The sequence below is a fragment of the Streptomyces sp. NPDC008150 genome (assembly GCF_042956945.1).
In the GTDB taxonomy this organism is placed as follows: Bacteria; Actinomycetota; Actinomycetes; order Streptomycetales; family Streptomycetaceae; genus Streptomyces.
In genome coordinates, this window is sequence record NZ_JBIBHJ010000001.1 from 718,617 (window position 1) to 732,591 (window position 13,975).

General features: G+C 67.6%; 9 protein-coding genes and 2 pseudogenes. 5 read left to right on the top strand and 6 right to left on the bottom strand.

Features of this window, described 5'->3' with window-relative positions; genetic code table 11:
* The first annotated feature begins 518 nt into the window (after positions 1-518).
* The gene (locus ACFZA0_RS03110; protein WP_391010303.1) at positions 519-2,405 is read left to right on the top strand and encodes a DNA/RNA helicase domain-containing protein; all 1,887 of its coding nucleotides are present in this window, start codon (positions 519-521) and stop codon (positions 2,403-2,405) included.
* Between the two features lie 37 nt (positions 2,406-2,442).
* Here ACFZA0_RS03110 and ACFZA0_RS03115 read toward each other — a convergent pair whose 3' ends face one another.
* Positions 2,443-4,251: an HNH endonuclease gene (locus ACFZA0_RS03115; protein ID WP_391010306.1), complete on the bottom strand. Its 1,809-nt coding sequence runs from the start codon at positions 4,249-4,251 to the stop codon at positions 2,443-2,445.
* A gap of 297 nt (positions 4,252-4,548) precedes the next feature.
* Here ACFZA0_RS03115 and ACFZA0_RS03120 point away from each other — a divergent pair, with 297 nt between their 5' ends.
* On the top strand, positions 4,549-5,313 hold the full coding sequence (locus ACFZA0_RS03120; protein WP_391010309.1) for a hypothetical protein: 765 nt from the start codon (positions 4,549-4,551) through the stop codon (positions 5,311-5,313).
* A gap of 1 nt (position 5,314) precedes the next feature.
* On the opposite strand, the gene ACFZA0_RS03125 is transcribed toward ACFZA0_RS03120, so the two are convergent.
* Positions 5,315-5,956: a DUF6879 family protein gene (locus tag ACFZA0_RS03125; RefSeq protein ID WP_391010312.1), complete on the bottom strand. Its 642-nt coding sequence runs from the start codon at positions 5,954-5,956 to the stop codon at positions 5,315-5,317.
* A complete protein-coding gene (locus ACFZA0_RS03130) occupies positions 5,949-6,218 on the bottom strand; it encodes a hypothetical protein (protein WP_391010315.1) in 270 nt (89 codons plus the stop codon). The genes ACFZA0_RS03125 and ACFZA0_RS03130 overlap by 8 nt, the downstream gene beginning before the upstream one ends.
* 225 nt (positions 6,219-6,443) lie before the next feature.
* Between ACFZA0_RS03130 and ACFZA0_RS03135 the strand changes: the two genes are divergently transcribed.
* The 3 genes and pseudogenes from ACFZA0_RS03135 to ACFZA0_RS03145 form a co-directional block, all read left to right on the top strand.
* Positions 6,444-6,854: a hypothetical protein gene (locus tag ACFZA0_RS03135; protein ID WP_391010318.1), complete on the top strand. Its 411-nt coding sequence runs from the start codon at positions 6,444-6,446 to the stop codon at positions 6,852-6,854.
* The gene (locus ACFZA0_RS03140; RefSeq protein WP_391010321.1) at positions 6,851-8,986 is read left to right on the top strand and encodes a tetratricopeptide repeat protein; all 2,136 of its coding nucleotides are present in this window, start codon (positions 6,851-6,853) and stop codon (positions 8,984-8,986) included. Before ACFZA0_RS03135 ends, ACFZA0_RS03140 begins: the two co-directional genes overlap by 4 nt.
* 45 nt (positions 8,987-9,031) lie before the next feature.
* A pseudogene (locus tag ACFZA0_RS03145) lies at positions 9,032-9,253 on the top strand (hypothetical protein); the annotation flags it as partial.
* Between the two features lie 592 nt (positions 9,254-9,845).
* Here the strand turns inward: ACFZA0_RS03145 and ACFZA0_RS03150 are convergent.
* The 3 genes and pseudogenes from ACFZA0_RS03150 to ACFZA0_RS03160 all read right to left on the bottom strand — a co-directional run.
* Complete coding sequence (locus ACFZA0_RS03150) at positions 9,846-10,892, bottom strand: CBS domain-containing protein (protein ID WP_391010324.1); 1,047 nt, start codon at positions 10,890-10,892, stop codon at positions 9,846-9,848.
* Positions 10,889-12,706: a DUF262 domain-containing protein gene (locus ACFZA0_RS03155; RefSeq protein ID WP_391010327.1), complete on the bottom strand. Its 1,818-nt coding sequence runs from the start codon at positions 12,704-12,706 to the stop codon at positions 10,889-10,891. Before ACFZA0_RS03155 ends, ACFZA0_RS03150 begins: the two co-directional genes overlap by 4 nt.
* A 328-nt stretch (positions 12,707-13,034) precedes the next feature.
* Positions 13,035-13,967, bottom strand: a pseudogene (locus ACFZA0_RS03160) (NAD(P)-dependent oxidoreductase); the annotation flags it as partial.
* Positions 13,968-13,975: the final 8 nt, after the last annotated feature.

Genomic DNA, 13,975 nt, shown 5'->3' on the forward strand with positions numbered 1-13,975 from the left:
AGGAGAGGACCGCCGACGGAGCCCGAGGAAACCGTGGCGGTCCGTCGTCCCCACGAGTGGAGTTCGTGACGGTGGACGCAGGCCCGGCGTTGTGGGGCCGTCCCTGCCAGGATGCCGTCCGCGGCCTGTTGGCCGAAGCACGTGACAGGGCGGGCGGTCGTCGAGGCAACCTGTGCTCGGCAACGTGGTCGACGAAGGACCGGGCGTGCAGCACGAGGACCTGCTGCTGGAGGTCGCCCGCTTTTCGGGTGGGGCGGCTCGGCGGCACCGACATCCGGGACGCGCTGTCCTGCGGCATCGACACGTTGATCGCAACAGGGGACTTGGCCGAGTCGGAGGCGGACTGATGCCCTGCGAGGGCTCCTGAACCGCACCGACCACGCATACGGCTGTCAGTGCCTCCAGGTACCCTCGAACTTCGTCAACGCGGCCCGACGGGCTTCCTTTTGGCTCCGACAGAGTCACGAAGGACATGCCCCCACCCGCACGAGTTCTTTCGTGCTGCCTGGGGGAAGTCCTTGCTGTTCCGCGCCTCGGCCAAGACGGTCGCCGTCATGGCACTCGACGGTTCACTGTTCCTGCATCTCACCGAGCAGTTCGTCCAGGTGCACGGCTACCGGCCCGGCGCCTCGGAGGTGCGTTCCTGGGAGCGCAGCATCCCCGTCCTGGTCACCGCGCTCAACGATGCCGGCCTGGGCGACGTCGAGGTCATGCTGGAGTACTCGCTGCCGCTCAACAGCAAGCGTGCCGACGTCGTTCTCGCCGGCGTGCACCCGGCCACAGGTGAGCCGTCCTACGTGGTGGTGGAGTTGAAGCAGTGGAGCCAGGCACTGCCTCATGAGGACGATCCCACCCTGTGCCACGTTGACGCCTACAACCATCCTGTCCTCAACCCCATCGAGCAGGTGCGCCGTTACTGCGAGTACCTCGTCAACTTCAACGGCGCGGTGGCCGAGCACGGTGACCGGGTGGCCGGAGTGGCCTACCTGCACAACGCCACGGAGTTCGGCGTGACCGGGCTACGAGATGTCGAACGTGACGGTCGGGGCCTGCTCTTCACCGCGGAGCGGCGCGGCGCCTTGCTCGACCATCTCCGTACGAGGCTGAGCGACAAGCAGCCCGGGGCCAAGGCGGCGGACGAACTCCGTGCGGGCGCCACGGTGCCGTCGAGGCAGCTCATGTCCGTCGCCGCCGAAGAGGTCCGTGAACGAACGCAGTTCGTGCTTCTTGACGAGCAGCAGGTCGCGTACCGCATGGTGCTCAACGCGGTGGAGAAGGCGAAGCACTCCGACCGCAAGGAAGTCGTCATCGTCACGGGTGGCCCCGGCACCGGCAAGAGCGTGATCGCCTTGCAGTTGCTCGGAGAGCTCTACCGCCGCGGGGTACCGGCACTGCATGCCACTGGCTCGCAGTCGTTCACGAAGACGATGAGGAAGGTCGCCGGGGACCGTAAGCGGGAGGTCCAGGACCTGTTCAAGTATTTCAACAGCTTCATGACGGCCGAGAAGAACAGCCTGGGTGCTCTGATCTGCGACGAGGCACACCGCATCCGGGAGGCATCGGCCAACCGCTTCACGCGTGCCGAGCACCGTACCGGCAGGGCGCAGATCGACGAACTCATCGACGTCGCCTATGTGCCCGTCTTCTTCCTCGACGAGCACCAGGTCGTGCGCCCCGGTGAGATGGGCACGGTGGCCGAGATCGAGGCGGCGGCGGCGAAGCGGGACATCCCCTGCTCGGTCGTCCCTTTGGACAGTCAGTTCCGCTGCGGCGGCAGTGACGCCTACCTGCGCTGGGTGGTCCGGCTTCTCGGTCTGGAACAGGGCGGCCCGGTCGCTTGGGAGCCGGACGGCCGCATGCAGTTGCTGGTCGCCGACAGTCCGCGAAAGATGGAGGAATTCCTCGAATCTCGCCGGACTCAGGGTTACGGCGCCCGAATGTCCGCCGGCTACTGCTGGCGTTGGTCCCCGGAGCCCAAGCCCGGAGCCCCGCTCCCGCCCGACATCGTCATCGGCGACTGGGCCCGCCCCTGGAACCTGCGGGGCGACCGCGCCGTGTCGGGCGCGCCGCCGGCCGCCCTGTGGGCAACAGACCCGGCGGGCTTCGGGCAGGTCGGATGCGTCTACACCGCCCAGGGCTTCGAGTACGACTGGTCCGGCGTGATCATCGGTCCCGATCTGCTCTGGCGCGGCGACCGTTGGATCACGGACCGCAAGGCGTCGAAGGACCCGGTCTTCAAGAAATCCGTCACCGACGCCGACGTGGACCGTCTGATCCGCAACACCTACAAGGTGCTGCTGACTCGCGGCATGGTGGGCACCATCGTGTACTCGACGGACCTGGAGACGCAGGCGAAGTTGCGGGAATTGGCGGGTGGGGTGGCGCGGGAAACGGTGCCGGCCTGACGGAAGGGGCCGACACCGTGTCCTGTCCTCATTGCCGTTACCTGCTGGTCAACCGGTTCAGTTCACACAGGGTCCGGTGATATTGCAGGTATGCCCGGTCGACCTGGTGGCCGTCGCGTGACTGAAGCTTCCCCAGGGTCTTGTCCGAGTGCGTTTCCTTCACGGTGCCGTCGACGTCGACGTAGATTTCCAGTCCGTCGAAGGAAACGTGGTGGTTGGGGCACAGACACAACAGGTTGGCCAATTCGTCCGGGCCGTCGTGCGGGGAGCCGAGTCCCCGAATGTGGGCGGCCTCGCTGTAGGGCTTGCGCTTGTACTGCAGTTGGGCATTGCATATCTGGCAGGCGTTGCCGTGCAGGTCCTTGACCTTGCGGACGATCGCGGGGTCGCGGACCGGTCGTGAGACGGTGAAGTCCCGGCGCGCGGCAGGGCCGGCCGCGCGCTCGCTGTCGCCGGCCTCCTTGTCGGACTCCTCCTCGTCTCCGTCGAACAGACCGTCCGCCGTCGCGTATCCGGCGAGTCCCAGGCTGTTCAGCAGTCCACGCTGGTCTATGTCGGCCAGGTACGTGCCGCACAGGCTGACCACGGCTTCCAGACGCGTTGGCGGGTCTCGCAGAAGCTCGGCGCTCGCGTGCGTAAGGCCGGCCACGGGTTGGACGGTGTTGAACATGCCAACCTGCGGCATGGGACCGTCATCGCTTGTTGCTCCGTGTACTTCCCACAGGCCGCTGTTCTTCAGGTGCCAGAAGGGGTACTCCGGGGTGGTCTTCGAACCCGGCAGTCCGAACTCCGAGAGCAGGGGCCCGACCTCCGAGCGGAAAACAGACCACGGTGCCAGGCGCGGCTTGCCCGCCGTTATGCGGGAGATCGCCCACAACAGGGACAGCGGTTGGTGCCGGCTGGGAGTGCCGCTCTCCGCACGGCGATGAGTGTTGAGAGAGCGGAGGCGTCTCAACAGCTCTCTTCGGGTCAACCGAGCCGGTTCCGGAGGAACCGGGTTCAGGGGACGAGGCAAACCCGGTCCGGGCTTGCGGGGGAGCAAATGGACGACGCGCCGGTAGTCCTCGGCCGACCGCAGGGTAAGCATGCGCAGAACCTGTGGAGCGTTCAGGAGTTGCAGTATGGGACCGGCCAACACGGGTGTGCTGAACTCCTCGACTTCTCCCAGCGCCATGATGTGTTCCCAGGTGGAACCGTCCTGTTTGGTTCCCCAGATTTCCTTGGCGAGGAGCGGGCTGTCGAACAGATCGAGGATGGTGGCGCGAGCGAAGAAGTTCTTCTCGGTGTAGAAGAAGACATCATCGCCGACGCGACGGCCTCGAAGCGCTCTCACCTTCTCGTTGTTGCGCTCTGTGGTGGGGGTGGCACCCCACAACCGTGCCACCCCGCCCGGGTACAAGCTGTTCAGAACCTCCGCGTGATCACCGAGAACGTGTGCGACATCGGCGAGGCGTATCCCCTGTCGCACCGATTTGGCGAAGTTCTGCGGCCCGCGCTCACGGGGTCCGCCGCGAGGCTGAAGGACCATCTGCGGAGCTGCTTTCCGTTCTCCGTCCGATGTGACCGTCGTGGCCCCTGTGTGCACGGTGAAGCCGAGATCTCGCAGACGGCGTGCCACAGTGTGTGCGCCCCCGCTGAAGTCGCCGGCTGACAGCAGCTTGCCGGCCGAGTACAGGTGCGCGACGCCCACGACGGCCTTCGAGTCGTAGCGGTCTCCGTCCATGACCAGCTCGTAGGTCGTCGCTTGCCCGAAACCGTGCCGACGGCGGAACGCTTCACGGCCCAAGCACTGACACTCGTGTACCGCGGCCAGCACTCCTGCGCGGGTTACTTCTCCAAGTCCCATGACGGGGAGCCTAGTAGGAAAGTATGACAATCCCCGGGCTGTGTCCGCCCGTTGTCGTCGCGACTGCCCGAGCCCGCAGGTACGCCTCGATCTCCCGAGCCGGCAGGGCATTCTGCGGTTCGTGGAACTCTGACCGGGCTGAGACCTCGGCAGGCATGACCTGTCGAGGCTTCCCTCCCGCCCCCGCAACTCCGCCCTCTGCCATCGGCGTTGCCTCCGCCCGCGCTTGCGAAGGCTGCCGAAACCGGCTGATCAAAGCTCGCTCGGTGCGGGCCGGAACTACTGTACGTTCCTGCTATGAAACAGGGTGAAGTCAGCGACGCCTCCGAATCCCGCTTCTCCGTGGCGCTGTTCGCCGCGGCCAAGCTCCCCGGGGTACGGATAGACCGGGAGGCGTACCTCCGCAAGACGCTCGCGCGTCGGTGCACCGAGGACGAGGTCCGCATAGCCATTGCGGAGACCCCCTCGGCAGCCGGTATCTGCCTCGAGGTTCTGGACAGGGCGGCCAACGACTCGATTCGCTTCGATACGAGCAAGGCCAGTGCCTTCTCCGCCGCAGCCGGGATACCCGGCGTCTTCGCGATGCCCGCCACCGTGCCGGCGGACCTGGCGCAGTACGTCACCCACATGCTGCGTGTCTCGCAGAAGCTCGCGTATCTCTACAGTTGGCCCGACCTGTTCGAGAGTCACGCCGACGACATCGACGACGCGACGATGGGAGTGCTCACCCTCTTCTTCGGCGTCATGTTCGGCGCTCAGTCGGCGAACGTCGCCGTAGGGAAGGTCGCCGGGATGATGGCGGAGAATGTCGCCAAGAAGCTTCCGCAGAAGGCGCTCACGCAGGGCGTCATCTACCCCATTGTGAAAAAGGTAGCGGGCTACATTGGTGCCGAGATGACCAAGCAGACCTTCGCGAAGGGTGTCTCGAAGGCCATCCCTCTCGTCGGCGCCGCAGTCTCCGGCGGGCTGACCTTCGCGACGTACCGCCCCATGGCCAAGCGGCTGCAGAAGCACCTCGCCGGCCTTGAACTGGCGATTCCCCAGTCGAAGTTGGTGCCCTGAGTCAGCGCCGACGCCAGTCGTTGTCCGCGGCGGGGCCGGGCTCGCGAGGCGGGGCCAGGCCGGCGATCTCCCGCTCGAAGAAGTCGTGGAAGCCCTCCCCACGCTCGTACAGTGCGTCGAATCCGTCGTTCGTGTCCCGGACCAGCGCGGGATCGGTGTAGCGCTTCGCTCCGTCCGCGTGACCGTCGGGGTCGTAGACGACCTCGTACACCGCCGCGTTGCCGAGGACGACGACCTCCGGGACCTGGCGGACCCGTTCGAGGTCGGAAATCCCGCGCGCGTCGAGAACCCTGATGTCGTCCCCCAGGTCCACACGAACGCGCAGGACATGCAACTCCCACTGCACATACGGTGTGACGGGGATTTCCACGACGCGAAGGCGGCGGTGGTGGACGCCGAGGCGCGAGGCCCTGCTGAGTTCCTGCTCGTAGTCCTCGCGTCTTTCGTCGGCCAGGGACAGGGCCTTCCCCCAGTCGCCGACGGCGAACGCCTCCCAGCTCGGGAAGCCCCGCTCCTTGAAATGCTGACCGCGTTCGAGTTTGTTCAGGAATCCGATGCCACTCTTGTAGAGCCGTCCGAAGTCCGCGTGGTACGCGGGACGGTCCATGCGATCGGAGATACCACCGGGGAAGGAGTCAAACACTGGGGATGTCCGGCTTCGCCGCGACGAGCATGTTCCTGGGGATGACCACGAGGCGCTCGTCCGCGCCGATCGAGACACCGTCGGGCAGTTCCCTGCCGAGCGACGGGGTGAGGTCCCGGCCGATGACCGCGATGTCTCCGTTGGCGAGTTCCCAGATGTCGGGGCAGTCGGGAGTACCTGTCGTATTTCCCAACTCCTGCGGCGACTTGCCCAGGCGCCGCTTGAATGTTGTGGTCGGATCCGCTTCCCATGGCCTGGTCATTCCGGTCCCCCTTCGGTCGGTCGCCGACGACACAGTAGACCCCTGTGCCCAAGCCGGGCCATGTGGTGAGTCCGGCCTCTGGCCGGAATGCTTCCGGTTGACGGCTCCTTGTCCCCTCTCCCTCGAGAGTGGAACGATATTGACCTGGAGAATCGCGGCGTCGACGCCTTGTGAACCGCTGCCTTTTCGCCATGTTGCCGAATTTAGCCGGACGAAGGGGTGCCTGTGGAAGCGGAGTTGACCTCACTCGCACAAAGCGCGGGAGCCACCTTGGTGACGCTGATGGCCACAGACGCCTGGCAGCGCACCCGCGACGGGCTCACCGGGCTGTGGCATCGGCTGCAGCCCGAGCGTGCCCAGACCGTCGCGGCCGAGCTGGAAACCGGCCGCGAAGACGTGCTGGCCGCCATCGCGGCGGACGACCAGCAGACGCTGAACGAGGTACGGCTGCAGTGGCAGGGACTGTTACGCCGACTGATCGTCGCCCACCCGGGCGCCGCTGAAGAACTGCGACAACTGCTGGACGAAGTTGATCCAGGCGGTGCTGCTCCCCACCGGATCACACAGCAGGCGACCGCGTCGGGCCAGGCCAAGGTCTACCAAGCCGGCCGCGACCAGCACATCACCGAGCGATGACGGACGGCATGGACGGTCGCGCCGAAGACAGCGCGCGTGTCTTCCAGGCATCCGGCGACCAGCACATCAGCGAGCACCACCACTACGCTGGCGAGCCGTCCACGCCCGCGGGCCCCGACTCGGTGCGCCGCCCGGCGGTCGGACGCCCGCCTGCGGTGCTGCGTGACCGTGCCGAGGTGATGGCGGGCCTGCGGGCAGCGGTCGGGACGGATCGGGGCGGCGAGGCCTATGTCCTGTACGGCATGGGCGGCTGTGGAAAGACGGCGGTCGCCTGCGTCCTCTTTCAGGCGGCCACGAGCGAGTACGGGAGAGTCGGCCTGTGGGTCAACGCCTCCGACCGGGCGAGTCTGAGGGCCGGCATGCTGGCCGTCGCCGCAGACCGGGGAGCGAGTGACGCCGAACTGCTGGCCGCCCGCAACGGTCTGCGTCCCGCGGCGGATCTCGTCTGGCAGTACCTCGACCGGTCGCCCGAACCATGGCTGTTGGTCCTCGACAACGCCGACGAGCCGGAGATTCTTCGGGACGGCAGTTGGCTGCGCACCAGTCCGCGCGGCACCGTCGTGGTGACCACACGGCGGGCCGCCGCCCATTGGTGGCCCGGTGCCGAACTGCAGCACATCGGCGTACTGCCCCGAGAGGACGCCGCCCTCGTACTGTGCGACCTCGCCCCCCACAGCGGCACGGCCGAGCAGGCGGCGCGGATCGCGGACCGGCTAGGACGCCTGCCGCTCGCCCTCACCCTGGCGGGCGGCTTCCTCTCCCACCAGGTGCTCGACCCCTGGACGATGGATGCCTACGGTGACCATCTCGACGAGGACGAACGGGTCCAGCTCATCGACCGGGGAGCGGACGCGCTGTCCGAGGCGGACCCTCGTCATCTGGTCGGTCTGACTTGGCAGTTGACCCTTGACGCGTTCGAGGGCCATGGGCTGCCCGAGGCGACGGCGCTGCTCAGGCTTCTGGCCCGGTTCGCCCCCGAGCCGCTGCCGCTGTTCCTGCTCGACCGTGCCGAGATCGACGGTGTCTTCCCGCGTGCGCGCACCGAGACCGCTTTGCGGGCCCTGCTCGACCAGTCGCTGACCGAGTTGGTCGACGTCGAAGCGCGCTGCCTGCAGTGTCACGGAGTTCTGCTCGACAGCGTCGCCGCGGCAACGCCCCCGCAGCGAAAGCGGGTTCTCGACAGGACAGCGGTGCGGTTGCTGGACGCGGCTGTTCCGGCCCAGCCGGACGCGGGCCCGCACGATCCGCGCCTGCGGCTGCTCGTACCTCACGCGCTTGCCCTGCTGCGGCGGGTTGGTGAGTCGTCAACCCTGGCGGAAACACTGGCAGTTGCGACGCGGCTGTCCGTCGCGCTGCACCGTACGGGTGACTACCTTTCCGCGTGGGAGACCTCCCGCACGGCGGCGGAGGTCGCGCGGCAGCGGCTCGGTGCGGACCACCGCCTGGTACTGGCGGCCCGTTCCAGGGCAGGCCGGGCGCTGTTCCGACTCGGCAGGTATCCCGAGGCCGAATCGTGGCTCCAGGACGTCCGTGCCGCCCAGGAGAGGCTCTTCGGGGAGGACGACCCCGACACTCTGGACAGCGGCCACGGTCTCCAGCTCGTGCTGGGCAACCTCGGCAGACGCGAGGAATCCCTCGCGCTCCTGCGGGCCACTGTCACCGGCCGACGTGCGGCGCTCGGTCCCCACCACCCGCTGACCCTGCGATCCCGTGCCGGCCTGTTGGAGATGCTGCCGGCCTCCGAGTTGGCCGACGAAGAGGGCGGCGCGCTGCTCTCGCTGCCGTCCGAGTGCGCCAGGCTCCTCGGCGCCGATCACACGGTGACGCTTGGCGCCGGGCACAACCACGCGTGGGCCCTGTATCTCCTGGGCCGCTACGAAGAGGCCGACGAGGAGATCCGGCTCGTCGCCGACGCCTATGTACGACGTTTCGGACCCGGGTACCCGCTCGTGCTCGCTGCCCGGCAGCTACGCTCCCGGACCCGGGCCGAACTCGGCCACCTGGACGAGGCGATCGGGCTGATGACCCTCGTCGTCGGGCAGAGGGAACAGGCCCTGGGCCCCGAACACCCCTTTACGATCGCGAGCCACAGGCTGCTGGAGGCCCACCGGTCGGGGCAACGGCGATCGTAATCCTCGTGCGGTGCGAGGAAAGTGCCCTCACCGCCGACTGCGGGGAACTTCGACGATGCGTCGGACCTCATCAAGTCCGCGCTCGACGGGCACCCCTCGTAGGCTGCCTGCCTGCAGGGATCGTTCGGTTCGGGCAAGTCGCACCGCATGGCCGTCCTGTACGCGCGCTCAGGGCGACCGCGCCGCTCGGGCCCGCACCGGGTTCGCCCCGGTGCTGACGAAACACGAGTGGCTGACGGTGGACGCAAGAGGTTCCTTCTCGTGCCGCAGGTCCGGAAGAAGCGCATCGACACGGTCGACAACCGGGAGGCGTGAGCGAAGCGTTCGGCGCCCGACAGGTCGCCCGCGTCTGAAAGACGCCAACTGGGTTGCCGAGCCACTGCTCGACGCCGCCTCGCCAGGGGCTGGCTGTTCCGGCAGCGCCGTCGTGCTCGACCGTGCCGCCGCACTGGCGCGCCAGTGCGGCGCGGCAGGCTGGAGGCGCAGTTCACCGCCGTCGGCAAGGCTATTGCGGCTGGTGAACCGCAGCCATCACACAGTCCGTGCGACGGATCGCCGGGCACGAACTCGCCGCCGATCCGCGGGAGTCCGCTCGCACCGAACGCACCTGCGTCGAGAAGAGCAGCGAGGGACTTGTGGACCGGTTGCTGCTACAGCTTGCGCGCCAGACCGCTGGTCCATACGCTTCGCCGCGGTCCTGCGCCAACTCCTCAAACTGCGACGGTGTGAAGTGCTGGAGACCTTGCCGGACGGTCACACGCTACGGCTTCACGAGGCACTGGCCTCGCGGCAGTTCGGTTTTGGACCAGTCTGACGATGAGGGCGTCTCCCTGTTCGCACGGAGACACCCCGTCCGGTCTCAGGCCACGAACGCCCGAAGCAGATTTGCGAATGTCGTCAGCTCGTCGATCAGCTCCGGTGGGAGCGGCTTCTCGTCGAAGTGGGCGATCCGGTTGCGAATGTCGTTCACCCTTTTCAGACGACCGACGAACTGCTCCCTGGGCATGCTGGGCCACTTCAGCGCCTCCCAGTTGGCGTCGGCGCGTTCGGCCATGGACGCCTTCGTCTGGTCGCCGTCAAGGAGCCTCAGATAGTCGCCGAACGTTAGATCAGAGACCCGGCCGGTGCGGTGCTCCGCCTTCCTGTTGTTCTGGACGGCCCTGACCGCGTCCTCGTCCAGTGCCGCTCCCAGACAGCGCCGCAACAGGGACTCGATCTCCCCGACGATGAAGAAGGGCCGTGCGGTGCCCTCGAAACGGTCGGTGACGTCAGCCGCGGTGACGATGCCGGACAGGCAACCGTCGTCACCTCGGACGAGGAGGTACCCGTGCTCGCGGATGATCGGCAGCGCGGAGAAGAACTCCTGGCGGGTGTCGGCGATCGGGAAGGAGTCCTTCTCCATCGCGTTGTCCAGCGTCGGCTGTTTGCCAGCTTCGTACATCTTGGCGACCGATCCCCATGTCACCACTCCATGGATCTGTGCCATGCCGGTGGTCACGGGCACCTGTGCGATCCCCTTCGTGCGCATCAGGAACGTGGTCTGCGGCAGAGGTGTGCCGGGACCGACGGACACCAAGCCGCGGCCTGCCGACGGGATGTCCCCGAGCAGCAGGCGCTGGGGAAGCGCGGCCGAGGGCAAAGCCTCCTCTGCCTCGTCCCGTTCCGCGTCGGCAGGGGCAGGCTGCGCGGGGACGGATGCGAGCGGTATGACGTCGACACTGCTGCCGTAGTCGCAGACAGCGAAGTCCGGCAGAGTCGTCAGTCCGGCGTCCGTGAGTGCCTGCGAAATCCGGTGGACCGTCCCGTGGTTGCGCACCCGCACCTGGAACAGGTCGAGGATGTCCTGCACGGGGACGGTTCTGCCCTTGAGGGCGGCAAGATCCTGCCCGCGTGGTGTGCTCGTCATCGGGCATCGCCCTCCGCGAGGTCACGGAGCATGGTCCGCTTGCCCATGGCGGAGTGCACGAGATCCTGCAACTGCTTAGACCGGTCGCTGTAGAACCGCGCGTAGTCGTTTTCGCGGAGCGCTTCCGGATCGATGAGGTGGGTGGCGAGTACGTCGTCGAACCACTCCGGCCGCAGGTCGGAGGCGGCGACCATGGTGGCGAGATAGGACGCCGGCGCCCCAGTCATGTCCATTGCCGCCCGATAGGACAACGGGGTCTTATTCACGATGGAGTTCGTGGGCCGGCCGTCACTGTTGCCGCGTCGGAACCAGGTCTTCGGGAAGACCTGCCGAACGTCCACGCTGTACTCGTCCAACCTGCCGGGACTGAGAGGGCTGTCTGTGTAGTGCCAGTCCACCGCCCCCTGCTTGATCAGCAGAGCGTAGATACCCTTGTAGGCGGCGCTGTTGCGGGTGGTGAGGGTGTCCAGACGGTCGGCGAAGAAGAACGCGTCCGTGACCGTGTCGGGGGCCCGGTCGTCCTGAGTGATCCAGGGGACGAGCTGCTCGACGTCACGGGTGAATCGGGTCTCGGTCGAGCCGCCGTACATCTCACCGAGGACCCCGCTCCAGTACCATTGCTCGATCTTCTCCTCCGGCCCCAGACCAGCTAGGGCGGTGTCGAGGATGGCGCGGACGGCCGCGAGCGGAACGAGCTGCGTTTTGTACGGCAGATCGGTCGGACGGACGATGCACTGCCGTTCCAGGAAGTCGCCCACCCAGGCGAAGGCTTCGGCGAGTTTCGGTGCGAGCCGCACGAAGTCGGCCAGCGGGAGGTCAAGCAAATCCCGGCGCTTGCACGACACCGTCGCTCCAGTGCCCGCCTGTTTCCGTTCCCACGTGCGCACCAGAGCGATGGCCTGCAGGAAGTCGATGCTGCTCAGCCCGTTCTCGACGCCTCCCTCCAGTCGGCCGAAGACGGGGTATTTGGCCGCGAGTCCTTGCTTGATCTCTCGCCATACTTGGGGCAGTTGGTAGTAGTCCCCGGTCCGGTCCACGTACTCGCGGTCGCCGGCGTAGGTCGCGGTGAGCAGCTCGAAGACGTTCAGGGGCACACCGCCAGTGTTTACCCGCTCGAACACCGCGCACACGGCGTCCATGGATGTCGAGGCGGCCAGCCGGATCATCGGGACCTGGAAGGCGCGGACCTGCTGGAGTACCAACTCGTCGAACTGGCCCCACGTGTCCCAGTTCCGTTCCTCGTCCGCCTTGATGTATGACCTCTTCCAGTTGTTCACACGCTGGGCGTCGAAGACGAGATGCAGAGGGAATAGGCCGGCGGCGCACTCGCCCTCGGTGGTGCTCAGGTCCAGCACCACCGTGCGGTTGAAGTCGGTCCGGAGCACCCTGTCCGCCGGGACGGACAGGATGGCCTCGTCGCGGTCCGCTGGCGGGCCGACGGCCTTCGCGATATCGACGTAGTACCACCGCTCGATGGGCTTGCCGCGGGCGTCAGCCGTTTCCACCGGGGCGTTCAGCCACAGTGCCTGGAAGAGGGAGGTGAGGCGCTGCTGCCCGTCCAGCAGGAGAAGGTCCGCGGCCGGATCGCCCTCCGGGCGTGCTCCTGTGAGCGTCCGTGAGCGGAACCGGGTGGCACCGCCGGTTTGCAGCGTCATCACTACGCCGAGCGGATAGTCCAGCGTCACCGTTGCGATGATGGCGCGGATCCGGTCGTCGTCCCACTTCCAGTTCCGCTGGAAGTCGGGCAACTGCAAGGAGCCCGACGCCACGTCCGCGAGTACGTCTTTCAGCTTCACGTTGTCGAGTGCTGCCACGTTCGTCCCACTCCCCTGACATATGTACAGAGAGTGATTCCAGCAGCGTTACCGGGTGACAGGCAACCGATTCAAAGAAGTTGGGACCCGGATCGGTGCCCCGTGAAGCAAAGACGTACCGGTGGTTGCAGTCTGTACCGGTACTGGCCTGGTTGTGGAAATGGACGCTGGTCGGCGTGAGCACCACCGGATCTCCGCGCCTCACTCAGGTGAGCGCCGCCCGCCGCCGCACCGTCATCGACGCGTGGGTGGAACAGGGCGCGCCCCGGGTCCGAAGGGCCGGGGCGCGTGGGTTCGGGGGCGTGGGTGTACGGGTGTGGCGGGGTGACTACGCCTCCGCCTTCTCCTCGAAGCTCGCGAAGTACGCCGCCGCCATGTCCTCGTTGCCGTGGCCCTGGGCCGCCGCTCGGGCCATGCGTTCCGCCGCCGCCGCGGCCACGTCCAGGCGGGCGCCGCGGCGGGCGCCGGCCTGGACGATCAGGCGGGCGTCCTTCTCCGCCGTCGTGACCGCGAAACTCGGCGGTGTCAGGCGGTCGTTGAGGATGGCGTCGGCCTTGGCGCGCAGGTAGCCCATGTCGAGGGGGCCGCCCTCGATGGCGGAGAGGAAGTGCTGGGGGTCGACCTCCAGGGCCTTTGCCAGGGCGAGGGACTCGCCCGCCGCCGCCGTCACCGCCAGCACCCAGCTGTTGGCCACCAGCTTCAGGCCGCTCGCGCTGCCCGCGGCCGCGTCCTCGCCCGTCCAGACGGTACGCGCGCCGACCGCGTCCAGGACGGGTGCCACCGCCTCGCGCCCGGCGGCCGGGCCGGCGGCCAGCACCGTCAACTTGCCAGCCTCCGCTGGCTGCTTGGTGCCCAGGACCGGTGCGTCGAAGTAGACGAGCTCGTGCTCGCGCGCGAAGTCGCCCAGTTCCGCGACGGCTTCCGTGCCCACCGTGGTGGACTGCACCCACGGGGTCCCGGGACGCAGCGCCGGGGCGGCCTCCCGCATGACCTCCAGCACGGCGTCGCCGTCGTAGAGCATCGTCAGGACGACGTCCGCCTCCGCGACGGCCTCGGCGGGGGTGTCGGCGACGAACACGCCGTCGGAGGCGAGGGGTTCGGCCTTGTCGCGGGTGCGGTTCCAGGCCCGGACGGTGTGCCCCGCGCGGGCGATGTTGCGGGCCATCGCCGCGCCCATGATCCCGGTGCCCAGGACGGTGACGGTCAGGGTGTCGGTCTTCTCGGCCATGTGCTTCGGCTCTCTTCCCGGGCGGTGCCCGCTCTCAACTT

Excerpts from the sequence above, each read along its gene's own strand:
- ACFZA0_RS03130 (WP_391010315.1), bottom strand. The coding sequence starts at position 6,218 with ATGACCAGGCCATGGGAAGCGGATCCGACCACAACATTCAAGCGGCGC.
- ACFZA0_RS03115 (WP_391010306.1), bottom strand. The coding sequence starts at position 4,251 with ATGGGACTTGGAGAAGTAACCCGCGCAGGAGTGCTGGCCGCGGTACAC.
- ACFZA0_RS03140 (WP_391010321.1), top strand. The coding sequence starts at position 6,851 with ATGACGGACGGCATGGACGGTCGCGCCGAAGACAGCGCGCGTGTCTTC.
- ACFZA0_RS03120 (WP_391010309.1), top strand. The coding sequence starts at position 4,549 with ATGAAACAGGGTGAAGTCAGCGACGCCTCCGAATCCCGCTTCTCCGTG.
- ACFZA0_RS03150 (WP_391010324.1), bottom strand. The coding sequence starts at position 10,892 with ATGACGAGCACACCACGCGGGCAGGATCTTGCCGCCCTCAAGGGCAGA.